Annotated in this window: 14 protein-coding genes, 1 pseudogene and 1 riboswitch; of the genes and pseudogenes, 5 read left to right on the forward strand and 10 right to left on the reverse strand. The window is 59.3% G+C overall.

Annotated elements, in window-relative coordinates; all coding sequences use genetic code 11:
• Positions 1-192: 192 nt before the first annotated feature.
• The 4 genes from ACR0E2_RS20180 to ACR0E2_RS20195 are packed head-to-tail and all read right to left on the reverse strand — an operon-like array spanning position 193 to position 4,504.
• Positions 193-1,164, reverse strand: a complete 972-nt coding sequence (locus ACR0E2_RS20180) for a 2-hydroxyacid dehydrogenase (protein WP_224859541.1) — start codon at positions 1,162-1,164, stop codon at positions 193-195.
• On the reverse strand, positions 1,164-2,051 hold the full coding sequence (sucD, locus tag ACR0E2_RS20185; protein WP_171230723.1) for a succinate--CoA ligase subunit alpha: 888 nt from the start codon (positions 2,049-2,051) through the stop codon (positions 1,164-1,166). Before sucD ends, ACR0E2_RS20180 begins: the two co-directional genes overlap by 1 nt.
• Positions 2,051-3,247, reverse strand: coding sequence for a malate--CoA ligase subunit beta (locus tag ACR0E2_RS20190; protein ID WP_152460414.1), 1,197 nt, complete (start codon positions 3,245-3,247; stop codon positions 2,051-2,053). Before ACR0E2_RS20190 ends, sucD begins: the two co-directional genes overlap by 1 nt.
• 15 nt (positions 3,248-3,262) lie before the next feature.
• Positions 3,263-4,504, reverse strand: a complete 1,242-nt coding sequence (locus ACR0E2_RS20195) for a pyridoxal-phosphate-dependent aminotransferase family protein (protein WP_480447690.1) — start codon at positions 4,502-4,504, stop codon at positions 3,263-3,265.
• A 220-nt stretch (positions 4,505-4,724) separates the two neighbouring features.
• Here ACR0E2_RS20195 and ACR0E2_RS20200 point away from each other — a divergent pair, with 220 nt between their 5' ends.
• From ACR0E2_RS20200 to ACR0E2_RS20220, 5 genes are all read left to right on the forward strand, one after another.
• Positions 4,725-5,354 (forward strand): response regulator transcription factor, encoded by a 630-nt coding sequence (locus tag ACR0E2_RS20200; protein WP_224859546.1) that lies wholly within the window; start codon positions 4,725-4,727, stop codon positions 5,352-5,354.
• Positions 5,317-6,222, forward strand: a complete 906-nt coding sequence (locus tag ACR0E2_RS20205; RefSeq protein WP_480447691.1) for a Rossmann-like and DUF2520 domain-containing protein — start codon at positions 5,317-5,319, stop codon at positions 6,220-6,222. The genes ACR0E2_RS20200 and ACR0E2_RS20205 overlap by 38 nt, the downstream gene beginning before the upstream one ends.
• A 177-nt stretch (positions 6,223-6,399) precedes the next feature.
• The gene (locus tag ACR0E2_RS20210) at positions 6,400-10,113 is read left to right on the forward strand and encodes a hypothetical protein (RefSeq protein ID WP_480447692.1); all 3,714 of its coding nucleotides are present in this window, start codon (positions 6,400-6,402) and stop codon (positions 10,111-10,113) included.
• Positions 10,106-11,104: a hypothetical protein gene (locus ACR0E2_RS20215; RefSeq protein ID WP_480447693.1), complete on the forward strand. Its 999-nt coding sequence runs from the start codon at positions 10,106-10,108 to the stop codon at positions 11,102-11,104. Before ACR0E2_RS20210 ends, ACR0E2_RS20215 begins: the two co-directional genes overlap by 8 nt.
• Positions 11,105-11,180: 76 nt before the next feature.
• Positions 11,181-11,393 carry a hypothetical protein gene (locus ACR0E2_RS20220; RefSeq protein WP_152460419.1) on the forward strand — a complete coding sequence of 71 codons (213 nt, stop codon included), beginning with the start codon at positions 11,181-11,183 and terminating at the stop codon, positions 11,391-11,393.
• Between the two features lie 104 nt (positions 11,394-11,497).
• On the opposite strand, the pseudogene ACR0E2_RS20225 reads toward ACR0E2_RS20220, so the two are convergent.
• From ACR0E2_RS20225 to ACR0E2_RS20250, 6 genes and pseudogenes are all read right to left on the reverse strand, one after another.
• A pseudogene (locus ACR0E2_RS20225) lies at positions 11,498-12,079 on the reverse strand (energy-coupling factor ABC transporter ATP-binding protein); the annotation flags it as partial.
• Between the two features lie 65 nt (positions 12,080-12,144).
• Positions 12,145-12,924 carry a cobalt ECF transporter T component CbiQ gene (gene cbiQ, locus ACR0E2_RS20230; RefSeq protein WP_480447694.1) on the reverse strand — a complete coding sequence of 260 codons (780 nt, stop codon included), beginning with the start codon at positions 12,922-12,924 and terminating at the stop codon, positions 12,145-12,147.
• A complete protein-coding gene (locus ACR0E2_RS20235) occupies positions 12,924-13,499 on the reverse strand; it encodes a cobalt ABC transporter permease (protein ID WP_480447695.1) in 576 nt (191 codons plus the stop codon). The genes cbiQ and ACR0E2_RS20235 overlap by 1 nt, the downstream gene beginning before the upstream one ends.
• Positions 13,496-14,107 (reverse strand): cobalt transporter CbiM, encoded by a 612-nt coding sequence (gene cbiM / locus ACR0E2_RS20240; RefSeq protein ID WP_171642677.1) that lies wholly within the window; start codon positions 14,105-14,107, stop codon positions 13,496-13,498. Before cbiM ends, ACR0E2_RS20235 begins: the two co-directional genes overlap by 4 nt.
• Positions 14,108-14,113: 6 nt before the next feature.
• Positions 14,114-14,899, reverse strand: a complete 786-nt coding sequence (locus ACR0E2_RS20245; protein ID WP_480447696.1) for a DUF4198 domain-containing protein — start codon at positions 14,897-14,899, stop codon at positions 14,114-14,116.
• A 131-nt stretch (positions 14,900-15,030) separates the two neighbouring features.
• A riboswitch (cobalamin riboswitch) is annotated at positions 15,031-15,229 on the reverse strand.
• Between the two features lie 121 nt (positions 15,230-15,350).
• Positions 15,351-16,475, reverse strand: a complete 1,125-nt coding sequence (locus tag ACR0E2_RS20250; RefSeq protein WP_480447712.1) for an ROK family transcriptional regulator — start codon at positions 16,473-16,475, stop codon at positions 15,351-15,353.
• Positions 16,476-16,594: the final 119 nt, after the last annotated feature.

A 16,594-nucleotide genomic window follows, 5' to 3' on the forward strand; every position in this document is an offset into this window, starting at 1 on the left:
CTCGATCTCGTCGCGCTGACGACCCAGTTCCGACGTGATCGAGCCAAAAAGCTCGGGATCACGATCAGAAAGGGACTGGGTGAAAAATCCGTCTGAACGGTGCGGGGCATTCACTGGTCATATCTCCTAATTGAGGAACGCAACGCAGCCACGGCTGCGTTGGATGCCATTGCGTAATGTTTGAAGGTGGCCTCAGATCACACGGTCCCGAGGTTCACGGCCTTCGAAGAAATCGCTCAGGTTGTCGAGAACCCGGAACCCCATCGCCTCGCGCGCTTCGCGGGTCGCGCTGCCTAGATGCGGCAGCATGACGAGGTTGTCGCATTGCAACAGATCCGGGCTGACCCGCGGTTCACCATCGAATACATCCAACGCAGCGCCGCCGATCATGTCGAACATCAACGCCTGAATCAGCGCCCATTCATCAATCACTTCGCCCCGTGCGGTGTTGATCAGGAAAGCGTCAGGCTTCATCAGGCCAAGTCTGCGCGAATTGATCAGATGGCGGTTGGCTGCGCCGCCCGGACAGTGCAGTGAAACGAAGTCACATTGCGGCAGCAGGTCATCGATGGTGTCCACCTGTCTTGCGTTGCATTCGGCGAGAACATCGGGCGATACGGCGCTACGGTTGCAAACCAGCACGTCCATGCCGAACCCGTGATGCGCACGGCGAGCCATCTCCTGTCCGATGCGGCCATATCCGATGATGCCCAGTGTCTTGCCGCTGACCTTGGTTCCGACCAGATGCGTGGGCCGCCATCCCGTCCACTGACCTGCACGCAGCTCGCGTTCGCCCTCACCCGCCCGACGCGCCACCATCAAAAGCAGCGTCATGGCGATATCGGCGGTGCATTCGGACAAAACGTCGGGCGTGTTGGTCACGGTCATACCCAACTCGCGCGCCGACGGCTCGCAGATATGGCTGTAGCCGACGCCGTAATTGGCAAGGATTTTCGTCTGCACACCCGGCACATCCAGTGCCTCGGCGCTCAGCGTGTCCGTTACGGTGGGCAGCACGGCGTCATAGGATTTCAACGCTTGCCGGATTTCAGCCGGGGACATGGGTTTGTCGCCGGTGTTCAATACGGTGTTGTAGTTCTCGGCCAGCTGCGCCTCGACGGCAGCAGGCCAGCGACGGGTAACCAGCACCGAAGGTTTGACCATCACGCAGCCTCCATCACGCGGGCGATCGTCTCACCGATCACGGCAGGGTTTTCGGCCACGGTGACACCTGCGGCGGACAGGATCTCGACCTTTTCGCTGGCGCTTTCGCCGAAGGCCGAGATGATCGCACCCGCGTGCCCCATGGTACGGCCTTTCGGAGCGGTCAGGCCGGCGACATAGGCGATCACGGGTTTGGAGATGTGGTCGCGGATGTATTCGGCGGCTTCCGCTTCCTGCGGGCCTCCGATTTCGCCGATCATGGCGATGACATGCGTGTCTTCGTCGTCTTCAAACCGTTGAAGGATGTCCTTGAAGGACGATCCGTTGATCGGGTCGCCCCCGATTCCGACACTGGTCGAAACGCCGATCCCGCGCTCTTTCAACTGGGCCGCCGCCTCATATCCCAATGTCCCCGAACGGCCGATGATCCCTACATGTCCGGGAAGATAGATATGCCCCGGCATGATGCCCAACAACGCCTTTCCGGGCGAGATGGTGCCGGCGCAGTTCGGACCGGTCAGAACCATGCGTTTCTCTTTCGGATAGCGGTACATGTACCGTTTCACCCGGATCATGTCCTGTGCCGGAATCCCGTCGGTGATGCAGACGCAATAGCGGATGCCCGCATCGGCGGCCTCCATGATGGAATCCGCCGCGAACGGGGGCGGCACGAAGACAAGGCTGGCATCGGCGCCGGTGGCTTCGACGGCCTGTTTGACGGTGTCAAAAACCGGAACGCCTTCGACGGTTTCGCCCCCCTTGCCGGGCACGACGCCACCCACCACGTTCGTGCCATAGTTCAACATGTCCTTGGTGTGGAACCGCGCCATGCGCCCGGTGATGCCCTGCACGATGACACGCGTGTCACGATCGAGAAGAATGCTCATTACACAACCCTCATTTTGGTGCCTTGGGTAAGGTCGTTTTTCCACGCGCCCACAGCGCGTTCTGCCGCCTCCATCAGCGTCGTGGCGCGAATGATCGGCAATCCGGATTTGGCCAGGATCTTCTGGCCTTCTTCGACATTCGTTCCGGCCAGCCGCACGACGACGGGAATATCGAGGTCAAGTTCCTTCAACGCCTGAACGACTCCTTCAGCCACCCAGTCGCAGCGGTTGATACCGGCGAAGATGTTGACCAGAATGGCCTGAACATTGTCATCCGACAGGACCAGCCGGAACGCCTTGGCCACCCGTTCAGGCGACGCGCCACCGCCGATGTCGAGGAAATTTGCAGGCTCGCCGCCTGCCAGCTTGATCGTGTCCATGGTGGCCATCGCCAGACCGGCGCCGTTGACGATGCAGCCGATATTGCCGTCGAGCCCGACATAAGACAGTCCGCGATCCGCAGCGCGGCTTTCGCGCGGGTCTTCCTGGCTCTTGTCGCGCAGTTCGGCAATCTGCGGGTGGCGGAACAGAGCGTTGTCGTCAAAGCTCATCTTGGCATCCAGCGCCAGCACCCGATCATCACCGGTGATGACCAGCGGGTTGATTTCAACCATCGTGGCGTCAAGATTGCTGAAGGCAGCATAACAGCCCTGCAACGTCCGCACCATTTGCTGGATCAGTTTGGCTTCAACCCCAAGATTGAAGGCGATTTCACGGGCCTGAAACTCCTGAAGCCCGACGGCCGGTTCCACGATGGACCTGACAATGCTGTCGGGGCGGTCGGCCGAGATATCTTCGATCTCCATCCCGCCTTCGGACGAGGCGACGATCATCACCCGCTGGCTGGAGCGATCCAGCACAAAACCAAGGTAGATTTCCCGGTCAATCGGCACTGCGGCTTCGACGTAGACACGATAGATGCCTTTGCCTTCAGGACCTGTCTGATGCGTCACCAGTTTGCGACCGAACAGATCGTCGCAAGCCTTGTAGATTTCGTTTTCGCTGGTGCAGAGCTTGACCCCTCCGGCCTTGCCGCGCCCGCCTGCATGGACCTGCGCCTTGACAATCCATTTGTCGCCCCCCAGTTCGCGCGCCCGATAGGCCGCCTGTTCAGGACTATAGGCAAGCGCGCCCGCAGGCACGTCGACGCCGAATTTCGAAAGAACTTCTTTCGCCTGGTATTCGTGGATATCCATCTGATGCGCTCCTGATTAAGCAGCTATTGAAGTGCCGTAACGGCTTTCCAGCAGAGCTTCGATCGCGTCTTGATCGACCTCTCCGCCCAGCTCACGAATGGCTTCGGCGAACAGGCGCACGATCCGGCTGACGGCCTCGCGATTCAATTGATTGAGGATGCCGATGCGAACCTGCACCGGTTCGCTCAAGGTGGGCCAGATGCCAAACCCGCGGGCGCGGCAGTTCTGCACCAGTTCCATCTCGCGGCCAGAAAGCGCGGAAGGCAGGTTGAGCACGATCAGGCTGGGCATGTCCGAGGTGACCTCGCACCCCATCTCGGTCACCGCGTCCCGAAGAACCTTTTCATGCGTCCGGTAAGACATCGACCGCTTGGCCAGACCTTCCTGCAAGGTCAGGCGCAATGACTCGTGGAATGCCGCAACCGCATATCCGGAATGGGTCCGGTGATAGGTGCCCTTTTCCACGTCCTGCCCCTCGACGATGCCCCAGTGGCGTGCCTCGAAGATCGGATTGTGCACGTAGGTATAGGCACCTGTGGATTTCAGAGCCTCGATATAGGCATCGGCAAAGCTGACAGGGGCATAGGTCAGCGGCAGGCAGCACAGGCCTTTCTGCGGACAGGATGCCCAGCCTGCCACACCCGGATAGTCATCGATCGCAAAGTCTTCGACACCCAGTGACGAGACCGCATCGATCAGCCCCATGGCGCCATGACGTTCACACGCCTCCGAGAAACCGCGCAGATCGTTCACCCTGCCCGATCCGGTTTCCCAATGCGCCATGAAGGCCCATTTCGGCTTGTGCTCGGCCAGAGTCGCTTCAACCAGTTCAGCCGTCACCGGCTGGCCATGAGGAACGTCGACCACCGTGACACTCGCCGCCTGTGGGTCAAGCGGGCTGACCGCGTGCTCGGCGGGCGTTGCCGCCTTGATCCGCAGCGTCAACGCGTCGATCCCCGAAAATGTGCCGTTGGTGAAGGCCACAACCTTGTCACCGGGCATGATGGCCGAGAACATGGTGTCCAGAGCGCTCCATCCGGTACCCGCGACAGCGAAAGTGTAAGCGTTCCGTGTGCCCCAGATTTTCCGCAGCATGTGCTTGCATTCGATCATGCCCCTGAGGACATCGCCTTGCATGTGATCGGCGACACCTGCGCCGGCGAAGGCTTTCAGGACACGCACATCCGTGTTCCCCGGCCCCGGCCCTGCGGCAAGGGTCTCGGGAATTTCGAGCGGAGGGAAAATCTGAAAGGTCATGGTCTGACATCCTCGGCTGTTGGCCGGGCATTACGGCCTGATGGTTCAAGATACCGATCAGAAAACGCGAGCTTGCCGGATGGCGCAACGTAACTTACTACTGCTTTTGGATGGCTAATAGTGTGGGTAATTACCTACCCGTTTTGGCAAAAATACGACGGTATACCGAAATCTACCCCACCCTTTTGGGTAGTTTTTTGTAAAATATGGGCAAAATCATATGGTTGAGACATCGGACAAACCCATCGACATCATGCTTGCGGACAGCAACCCGCTGGTGCTTTCGGCCATGTCGGAAATTTTCGAACGTGATCCCCGATTCTCTCTGGTCGCCACGTCGGCGACGGCGGAAGGGTTTCTGGGAACGGTGATGCGGATACCCGTACAGGTCGGCGTCGTGGACTGGACGCTTCCGGCCCTGGGTGCCGCCAAACTGATCGAGGTGCTGCGCGATCAGGCCGATGCACCGCGCTTTGTCATCTATGGCGATGCCTCTGGGGATGTCCCGCGATTGGCGATGCAGGCGGGCGCCGCTGGATTTGCTGCCCGCTCGGGCGAGGTCGAAGGCCTTCTTGAGACCTGCGCCGAAGTGGCGGCAGGCAAGATGGTGTTTCCGTTCATCGACGTCCGGAAGATGAAGCAGGATCCGATTCAAAGCCTGTCGCGCAAGGAACGCGCCATTTTGGAGGCCCTGGCACAGGGGATGTCGAACCGGGAACTGTCCAAGGAGCTTCAGATATCCACCAACACGGTCAAGTTTCACCTGTCGAATATCTATGAGAAGCTGAACGTCAAAAACAGAACTCAAGCGATTGCGTTTTTCTATTCGTCCCACCGTGGGGCGGACTAGACGACAAAAACAGAGAGCCCAGATGACTGAAATCAAAATTAACGTTGTCGGCGCCGGGCGGGTTGGCAAGACGCTGATCAGCCTTCTGGATGGCACTGCTGGCTGCCGGATCCAGGATATTCTGAGCACATCCTTTCAGTCGGCAAATGAAGCCGCCCAGTTGTCCAAAACCGGGCGCGTTTCCGCAAGCTATGCCGATTTGCGGCCAGCTGATCTGTGGATCCTCTCGGTGCCCGACACGCAAATTTCTGCGGTGGCCCACGAATTGAAAGAGGCGTTCGAGAACCAAGAAAGAACCGGAAAGCCTTCAGTGGCGTTCCATTGCAGCGGCTATTTTTCTGCCGAGCAACTGGCGCCGTTGCGAAGCCTCTCATGGTCTCTGGCCAGCGTTCATCCCGTCCTGTCTTTCGCCAATCCACAGGCCGCTGCTGCGCAATTCAAAGAGGCATTGTGCGGGTTGGAAGGCGACGAAGACGCCATAGCGTTCATTCAGCCACTTCTGGAGGGATTGGGAGCCACCTGTTTTCCCATCCAGTCTGAAAGCAAAAGCCTGTATCATGCAGCCGCTGTGATATCGAACAACTTCGCCGTTGTCTTGCAGGCCATCGCCCGCGAAGCGTGGGCCGAGGCGGGCGTGCCGGACGAAACTGCCCGCAAGCTCAACGCTGGTTTGTTGAGCAGCACAGTCGAAAACGTCGACCTACTTGGCCCACAATCTGCCCTGACCGGTCCGGCGGCAAGAGGGGACTCAGAGGTCGTTGCCCAGCAGGGCGCGGATGTAGCGGCGTGGCACCGCGATGCAGGTGAAATTTACAAGCAAATGAGCCTGCTGGCGCAGAAGCTGAAGGCAACCGGTCTCACGAAGTAATCGCCAGATCCATTGCTGAAAGGCATTTTGGATCCTGCGTTCGAAACGCGTCGCGGAAAAGGCGGGCCCGGGCGTTTCTTTTGCGAATCCCTGAAACATGTTACGTTGGGTCAACTTTCAAGATTTGATTTTTCCCGGCACTCAGTTTCTTGCAGCGCTTTCCTACGAGGTGACTTCATGTCCGACTCCAGCAGTGAGCCCCCGCGCATTACGCTGTCCCTTCCGACCTCTCGGCCCAATCCCACGATCTCGGCGGAACTCTCGGGATCGGCCGGTTTTACGGCTGACAGCATTGACGATCTCAGGCGCGTCGAAGCCGAGAAGCTCAAGGCGCTGCGCCGTGGTGTTGGCATTGACCTGTCTGCCGAGGTGATCAACGATCTGGTCGATCAGCGCGTTCAGGCCACTGGTGCAGTCTTTCGTCAGCTTGAAACCATACGCAAGGATCTGGCCGACGGGTTTCTGGGCGCTGTCGTCCCAACCCTTGCTCCGAAACTGCGCGGTGAACTGATCAATCCCGACGGCACCCCTGCCGAGCGGGTAATCGTTGAAGCGCTGCGCCCAACCTTCACCGCCAGTGAAGGCATCGACAACGGGGATTTTTCATGGGCTGTAAAAGCCGCCGTAACGGATGCGCGGGGCCTGTTTTCGCTGGATCTGCCCAATCTGCGCCTGCCGCAAAATGGCCTCAGATTGCGGATCCGGGGGCAGAACACCACTCTGACCGAGGCAGTGCCGCGCATTGATGCATTGGATGGCGAATTGGGTCTCGTGGTGCTGGATCGCACCGTCCTCCCTTTGCAGCGCTCGATCCTGGGTGAGCTTGCCGATATTCTGCCGGTGGATCCCGAGGATGCGGAAGAAAACATATCCGATTTCACCGGCACGCAGGCGCCCATCGTGCTGGGCGAAGGTGATTGCGCTTCGGAATACCGAACCGAAGGAGGCACGGTTTCGCGGCGGCGTTATTCGGTTCTTTATCGGCTGATCGACCCGCTTGTCGGACCGAAAAACATCGTTCGCACCCGCCCCGTTGGCGGCAATCGCTTTGTCACGACAATTCCGGGCAGCACCTTTGCGCAGGCCAATCTTTCTGCCGAAACACTGTTGAGCGCATTCAACAATGACGGCGGAGACTGGGATTTCCGCGATCGGATACCGATTGACGAGCCCATTGATATCGAAGATTTTTTCGAAGACTTGGAACAGCGCCCGCAGGATGTGCCAAAAGCTTCCAGCCTGGCGCTTGGCTATATCGCCAAGATGCGTTCAACCGCCGTCCACGCCGGAATGTCATTGGGGCGTCTGGTCTATTCCCTGCCGCTTGCCCCGGGCGAGGAACAACGGATCGTCGTGTCGGAACAGCGCGAAACCCTGACCGTGCGCGAACGCGAAAGCCTGACCTTCGAGGAACAACAGGAATTCGAAGAGGCGCGCGATACCTCTTTCGACAGCACATTCGAAACCGCATTGGACGAAGTGATCCGTGGAACATCCTCTTTCTCGACCAAGGCGTTCACAAAAAGCTTCGGGGGCGCCGGTGGCATTGGTGGCGGTCTGTTCGGCGGCATCGGGGCCATAGTGGGCGGGGTCGGTTTCAGCGGCGCGCGTTCCAGCTCCAACTCGTCAGGCAGTTCGTCCAACACGCAGAACACGTCCCGCGATTTTCTGTCAGACACGCACGAGACATTTTCGGCCGCGCTGGAACGGGCCGCTTCGGTCAAGCGAAGTTCAGCCCGAACCAGCGTTCGCACAGCCACCGCAAGTGATCGGCGGACGGCGACAACAAAATTCGTGGCCAACCGCAACCACTGTCATGCAATGACGATGCAATGGTTCGAAGTTCTGCGCGACTTTTCCCTGGAAACGCGGATCGAAGGCGTGCAATTGGTGGTCTTCGTTCCCATGCAGCTCATCCGCTTTCGCCGTTTGGGGCAAGGCGATCAATTGCCGGGCAATGTCAGCCGGTCCGGATTGCTGAGCCGGTACAAGGTGATCCTGCGCCACGCAGACGTGTTCCGCCGCGTATTCCGAAACCGCCGAAGGTTCCGCACCGCCCTCAAACTGTTGGAAGAGTTTTACGCGGACAAGGACGCGACGCCGCAGAATGCTCCGGGTGTCGCGCAGGACATCGTCAGCTTCGAAGCTCAGGGCACTTTCATGCCCAATGATGACATATCCGCGGTGATCTTCACGCAGGATGGCGATCGCGTTGGGCCAGTGCCCCTGACCGGATCGCCGATCGACATCGACAACCTGCATGACTTGCCTGCCGAGACACGCGAAAACCTGCTGGTTCGGCTGGCTGACGCGCGCCGTGATCCAACCAACCGGCGGACTTATACCGGATCCGTGGCTTTGCCCCGCTCGGTCGAACGTTCCGACATCGCCCGCGTCGAGTTGCGCAGGCGGACGGGCTCTTTTGCCTATTCATTCTATACCGGCCCGGACCCGATCAACATCTTCAACATTTGGGAACATATCTCGAACCTGGAAGATGCGGATGATCTGGATCGCGCCACGCGCAACATCAACCGGAGCCTTCACACCACGATTTCAGGCTCGGATTTCGACGATCTGGTCGGCGCGCCGATGATCAGCGAGTTCGAAGCGCGCATGAATGAAGACGCGCAGACCATCGTTGACGACAATACATTCCAGGCTTTGCCTGCGACCCTGCCCTATTCCGTACAGGAAGTGCCGGATGTGCTGTCGCGTCGTGATCTGCGGCGGATCGAAGAAATGTATCAGCATATCGTTGCCGACACCGTTCGTTATTCCCGCGTGATCTGGGCCAGTATGACGGATGAGGAACGGGCCATCCTGCTGGAACGCTTCACCATCGGCGTGCCCGATGGCGGGTTGGATGACGCCTCAAGTGAGATATCGCTGCTCAGCACGGTCCAGAACAAGGTGTTGGGCTTCTACGGCAATGCGATGATCATGCCCTTCTCGATCCCGCCCGATCTGGCCGACAGAATGGAGATGCGGACCGGCGACATTCAGGACAGCCTGCTGGCCTTCCATCGCGAAGACTTCCGGCCACCGCGCCGCACGATCTCGCTGCCGACCAGGGGCCTGTTGGGCGAGGCTGTTCTGGGCCGCTGCAATTCCTGCGAGATGATCGACCATCGTCGCTTCTGGAACTGGCAGGACAGCCCGACGCCACCCCCGGTTGGCGACACGCCGGTCTTGCCCGAGGACAGCGATGCAATCTTTGGCACCCGTGCGCCATCAGACCTGCCGGCCAATCAACCTTCGAACACGCTCACCATCGCAGGTGGCGACATTGGCACGGGCCAGGCCGTGCCCAGTTCGCAACTGGCCGAGATCCTCAAAGCCGCGCCAGACCTTGCACGGGCGGGAACCGATCTGACGGGCCTGAAAGAGTTGCAGGCACAACTGGCCCTTGAAACGCAATCGGTCGCCGCCGGTCGGGACAAGGCCATAGACACGGCGACGGATCTGACCAAAGAGCTTGTCGGCAAGGCCACTGAGCTGGCGGGCAAGGGGCAAGAGATCGCCGCGGCCCGCAAAGAGGAAGAAGCCAAAAAGCAGGCCGCCGAGAAGAAAAAGACAGATGCCGACAATGCCGCAAAGCTCAAGGGGTTTGAGGATATCGCCAAGAACGCTTCGGGAGTTTCTGCGCTGATTGGCGGGCAACCGGATGGCAACCGGGCCGGTTTCGTTCAAAACCTGTTCAAGGATTTTCCCGGTGGCGCTGCGGCTCTGGCCAATCCTTCCAACACGTTGCTTCTGGCCAAGCTTTTCGGGGCCTTCACCAAAGCCAATACGGATGCGGATGACGGCAGCGCAACCAAAGCCGGCAGCCAATCCGTTCTGGATTTCCTCAATGGCCTGAGCGCACCTGCGGAGGACGACGATGAGTGACACCAGCACAAATGCAACCCCCGAACCGGGCATCGATGAAAGCCTTGCCGAGGCCATCATCAATATTCTTGAAACCACCAATTCTCCGGCGATACAGCGCGCCCGAGAGGTTATAGCCCACAGGCTGGCCATCGCAGGCGACATTGCCCCTTCCCGCATCCCTGCCCCGCGCAATATCACCGAGATCGGCGGCTATATAAATCTGCTCAGCGAGTATGGAGAGGCCGAACAGCGCGCGCGCATGATCGCGGCTGCTCTGGGCATAGCAGGGCCGCAGATTTCGCTGCCACAGCCCGGTGCCGTTCCACCGTTGTCCTTTGTCACACGTGACGGTGCCCGACCTGCGGGGCCACAACAACCCAGCTTCCCGTTGACCTATACGATCCGCAGCGATTTTGTTCCGGCCCTTGACAATGCGGTGCAGGAAATCACGATCCGCGGTGGCGCGGTTCCGATTTTGACACCTGTCAGGATCCTGCCTGCTGCGGGGTCCGCACCCGCAACAGACGGCTCTGCGCAGCTGGCTTTGCTCGGTCGTACACTCAGCCTGGCGCCAACAGCGGCTTTGCACGCCGTGGCAACCGACCCTTTGTCGCTCAGCCGTCCGACGGCTGGTGGCGGGTTCGAGGTTGTGGCTCGGGTCATCGACGCCGCCGCTCCGATCGCCGGAACCATCGCGGCGGCGAACTGGACAAGTTGGGAATGCGATACCTCTGGCTGTACCGAGGTCGACAGCAATGATGCGCGCTTTGCGCTCACACCACTGCTGAACGCCGCCGGGTGGCACCAGCCCGCCGATCCCGGCAATCCGACCAGTCTGTCAAATCCGGGAACCTGGGCGGAATGGCGCAACATCACCGGGCTTGTGCCGGGCGTCACGCGGTTTGCGGATGAGCTGCAACTGCTTTATTCCGCTGAAATGCTCATTACCTCGCCGGTCTTCAATCAACTGGACAATGTCTGGACAGGAAGCGAGTTCGCCGCGCCATAGCACGGCTGCCTGAAACGCAGGAAAGTGATTTGGCAATGCTCCCTTCATGAGGTTCAATGCATTCAGGAGGTCAGCCATGCAAAACCCCGAGCGTTTCGAGAAATTCTATTTCGCCAAAGTTGGCATGGGCGAAGCCTGTGGCTGTGCCGAGCGGATAATCGACGTGTTCGAATTCAACCGCAAAGGCGGTGCGCAATCCAGGCAACCTGTGAAACAGGACAGGCGCAGACGTGGATCTTTTCGGGCATGGGCGGTCAAATATGGGCTTATGAGCCGCAGACGCACATAGCCAAGGCCTGACGCCATAAAAGGTTCGCTTTCCGTTTCATGGCGTGGCTCAGGAGGTGTGATTGCCTTTCTGAAACCACCATGTCCAGTTGCCACGAGAACAGGTCAGACCGGCACCAGCTTCCCGTCGCGAAGATCCAGTTCATCAGGCGCCAGTTCCAAGCGGAACGCCGGCGAATGACTGACAAGCAAAATCGCCTGCGGCAACGCGCGCAGGATTTCCAGCAGGCGCGCTTCGTTTTTCGTATCCAACGCATTCGTCGGTTCGTCCAGCAACAGCACTTCGGGCTCCATCGCCAGAACCGTCGCCAGGGTCACCAGCCGTTTTTCTCCGCCCGACAATTTATGGGTAATGCGGTTCTTCAAGTGCATCAGGTCCAGATCGCCCAGAACTTTGTCGACGACGGCAAGTGCTTCGTCACGGGTCTTGCCCAGATTGAGCGGACCAAAAGCAACGTCTTCGGCGACGGTCGGGCAGAACAGCTGATCGTCCGCATCCTGAAATACAAGCCCCACCCGGCGGCGGACCTCATGGAAATCAGCCTCTTCCACGCGTTGCTGACCAAAAACGGTGACGGTGCCCGAACACGGGCGCTGCAGCCCAAGCAAAATCCGCAGGAGCGTCGATTTCCCCGCTCCGTTCGGACCTGTCAGGGACAGGCGCTGCCCCGCGCTCAGGCTCAGGCTGGCCCCGTCCAGAACGGGTGGCTGGCCGGGGTAGGAAAAACAGATGTCTTCAAGCGCGATCAGTGTCATGCGAATTCCAGAATGATCAGACCCAGGCAGAGGCCGCTGAAGCCAGCCGCAAACACAATGTCCGCGCGGGTCAGGGAAAATTCCTGAAGCAACGGCATACGTCCGGAAAACCCCCGGCACTTCATCGCGGCCAGGATGCGTTCCGATCTTTCGATCGCGCGCACAAGCATCATACCCACAAGGTAGCCAAAGCTTCGATATGTGTGCCAGTTTGTTGCTGGCCGAAAACCACGCACCTTCATCGCGGCGCGCAGCCGCAGGTATTCTTCGCGCAAGACCTCGATATAACGGATCGTGAACATCAGCAGGTAAACCAGCTTTTCCGGGCACCGCAGACGATGCAGGGCGTGGCCCAGTGTAACCGGCTCCATCGTCCCGACCATAACCATCAGGGACAGGATCACGGCATTGGCGGTCAAGGCAATCTCGACCGCTTTCCAAAATCCCTGCCAGCTTGCGGGGAATCCCCAAAGCGTGAACATCGGATCCCCGGGCATGGAAAAGGGCAACAGGATCAGCATGAACAGGATGAACCCATCCATCATGGCCATTCGCTTCAACGTCTTTCGCCGCGGCAGACGTGAAACCATCAGAAGCGAAAGCGACACTGTCAGCGCCGCGCAAAGCGCGCCGAGGGATGACAGCGCCACGGTCACGACTGCAAAAACAACTGCCATGACGATCCGCATCCGGGGATCCAGCAGGCTGATCAGACCTTCTGGCCCGTCACCGGCTTCGGACAGCGTTTTTTCCTTGTGCCCCAGAACGTGTGCCATCAGGACGCCAGCTTGCGACGGGCCGCCATGTAAAAGCCCAGACCGAACAGACCAACGATGTACCCAATCCCGCCGAGGATGGTTTGCAGGTCATTCTGTTCGCGATAGGCCGCAATCTCGCGCCTGAGCGGGCGCAATTCGTCACGTACGGCTTTGGCGATAACCTGCTGTTCTTCGGCGCTGAGAGACGCCGCCGAACCGCTGGCCTGCGTCACAGCAGCCGAAGATGAATCACCGTTCTCTGCCGCGGCAACGCCCATGATCCGCGCGACATCTTCGGCAGACATCGTGACTTCGGCCACATGCCCGGCGCCAAGGTCGGCAAAGAAGGTGTGCGCCACGGCCGAGGTCGGCGTGTAGACAAAGAAACCGTCCGTATCCGTGACCGATCGACCCAGCTCGGCCCCATCCGGGCCGGTGACAATGACCTCGGTGCCGCTTGCCAGGTCGCCGTTGGAAAAGCCGATTTCGCCCTCGATGACGTCTCCCGACTCGAAAACGCCGGCTATGACCTTGTGCGCCAGGGCAGGCACAGGTGCACAGCACATGGCCAGTATGACAACCAGATGCTTCATGTGGCTGCTCCTCTGAAAAACAGCTCGGGCTTGACCTTGCGTGCCAACAACACGGCGAACCCGGTCAAAATCGCCTCGATGGCCATGACAGGAATATGGGCGAAGAAAACAAGCTTGGCGGCAGGCAGAAATTCATCCCCCGACAGCGCCAGCGAAAACGCGACCATGCCGGTTGTCGCCGCAATCGCAAACGCGCCGCCGATGCCCCCCCAAATCGCACCTTGCAAAGGCGTTCCACGCGCGATCAGACGACCGAACAACATTCCGGCCACCACCGCGGGAAAGGCGATATTGACGGTGTTGATCCCCAACACCGTCAACCCGCCAAAGCCGAAAAAGACCGCCTGTAGCAAAAGCCCGACGAACAAAGCCGGGAATGCGGCCCAACCAAGCAGCAGCCCGGCCATGCCGTTGAGGATCAGATGGACCGACGACGGACCAATGGGCACGTGGATCAACGATGCCACGAAGAAACTGGCTGACAGCACGCCCGCAGTGGGGATGCGATCAAGATCCAGAGACCTGAGACCCATGGCGATCCCGCCCGCGGCGGCTATGGCGCCGCCAATTACAACCGGGTTGGAAAGGGCTCCGTCGACGATGTGCATTTGGGGTTACTCCAGATCCCAGGCGCGGATCCAGATGACCGCATCCTGGCTGAGTTCTTTGCCCTCATGTTCGGTTGCCGGACCGGAACCAAGGGCGGCGAAACCCCAGTAACCGGCTTTTGGAACGCCGAACGAAAAATACCCGTTGTCGTCAGATATTGCGACCACCGCACCACCCGGCATTGGTGACGCCTTCGGTGCAGAAGCGGCCGAACTTTCCATGTCGGGTTCGGCTGCCATGTATTCGATCTCGATCTCGGCCCCCGCAACCGGCTGACCATCAGCCAGCACACGGCCCGTGAAAGTCGAACCCGCGATGATGTTGGTCGGCTTGTTCAGCGGGATAATCTCGGTCGGCAGACCCACGGGATTCATCCAATCGGTCGGCAATTCGTTGCGGTTCAGGAAGGCTTTGGTGAGCTGTTGGATATAGATGTCTTCGGATTCCTCGTAATAAGGCTGAGGAACCGTCACCAGCACATAGTCGCCCGACCGTTTGACCGGGACACTGCCTTTGAACGCCGCGCCCTCGTTCTGCCCGCCGGTGAACCGGATAGGTTCCAGCGTGTCCAGTAAATCGGTCTTTTCACCGTTGTGGATCACATAGAATTCCTGCGGCTTTTCAAGATCCATGACATGGCCATTCTCGAACGGATGCCAGAAAATCAGTTTGACCGGTACATCGCCCGGTTTCTCGATCATGGTGTCGGTGGTGTATTCCAAAAGGAAATGCGCATTTGCTATGGCAGGAAGAGCCATCGCGGCAGCGGCTGCGCTGAGCAGCGTTTTCATGAACAGTCGTCCTTGTCCCGTCGCGCCAATCCCGGCGCGAAATTCGTTTTGACCACGGGACATTCAACGCCAAATTACCCTTTCAGGCATCCTGGTCCGACGCACATCCCGTCGTCGATTAGGAGTGCCCGTTAGAGGGCACATGTCCGGCAGGTATCCTGACTTGCGGGTCAAAGCGTTGGACCGGCCTTCCCGGGCAAACCCCAGTGGCGTTTCAGCCCTGCTCGTCGCTTACAGTTGCGGGTGCAGTTGCGGATTTGGGCCAGAGCCCGCACCGCATTCCCTATTGATTCCAGAGCAAGCCCCGGAACCGGACATGCCGAGCGGCTTGCCAGACAACTCAGCCTTCCGTCAACGAAAATGTGTTACGGCCATCGAAAATATTGAGCTCGGCAGTTTGCGAGAGTGAACCAGTTTGTGAAACGTCCAAGGCGGCAGGGTTCGTTCCTGTCTAAGCTTCTGAAAGATACCTCTCCGACAAGGGCAGGCTTGCCGCGCCCAAAGAGCGTGCTTCCGGGCCTACGGTTCCTGCCAGCACAACGGGGCGCTCGAGCCCAGTCATGTTCAGCTCGGACAGTTTGTCTTCCACCATTTCAACCAAACGCGCCTTGATGTCCTGCGGCATCCAGCCGTCAATCTTCACGCATTCGAAATCTATCAGGCTACAGGATGAGACAATCGCATGGGCAATCCCGCTTGCCGTCCGTTTCAACCAGTTTTCCAGTTGAACGTTTGGCACATCCCAACGCTGGGTCGTTTCCCAGATGGAATGCGACGTGACACCTGCCGTGGTGATTGCACGCTCGAGCACGTAAAGGCTGGCCACATCGATGAGCGGTCTGACACCGCCCGCGCCATCGGGCACAGGCAAGGGGCCGATTGCCCCCGCGTTTCCACGCCCCGAAAAGATCGCGCCATTGAGGACCACACCGCCGCCAATGAAAAACCCGATATAGAAGTACAGGAAATCCCTTGGCCCATCAGCCGGACCGAATACCAATTCCGCCCCACAAGCCGCAGTGGCGTCATTTTGCAGGAATACCGGAATATCGAGGCGACGCGCCAGGTCAGCCTTCAGGTCTGATACGCGCCACGGGTCCATTTCTTCCTGAGGAACCTGAAGGGTCTGGGCCCAGTCCCACAGATAGAACGGCATGGCAATTCCAAGACCCGCAATCCTGCCTTTGGCCTCGGGCGACATGGATGACATCATTTTGCCCAGACTCTCAGTGGAAAACTCCAAAGTGGCCTTCGGCGTTGGATAGTCATAGGTTCGCCGCTCGCGCTGCCGCACATTTCCGACAAAGTCAGTCAAAACCAGCTCGGTACTGCGGCGCCCGACCTTGAGCCCAAAGAAAAACGCACCATCCGGGTTGAGGCGCATGGGAACGGAAGGTTGCCCGACTTTCCCGCGGACCGGCTCGCCGCGCAACAGCAAACCATCCTTCTCCAACAGCCGCATGATGACGGAAACGGTTTGTGCCGACAGTCCGGTCATGCGCGCGATCTCGGACTTCGCAAGGGCCTGATGACGCCGGACAAGCGACAACACCAGCCGTTCGTTCCGGGCCCGCATCCCGCTTTGGTTGGTTCCGCGCACCTCTGACCCGTGCAGGCCAATCGAATTTTTCCGAGATGAATTTTCAGGCACGACCACCCCTTTCCTGCTGAAGAATGAGAAAGCCCGCCCGCACT

The sequence above is a fragment of the Ruegeria sp. A4 genome (assembly GCF_056543025.1).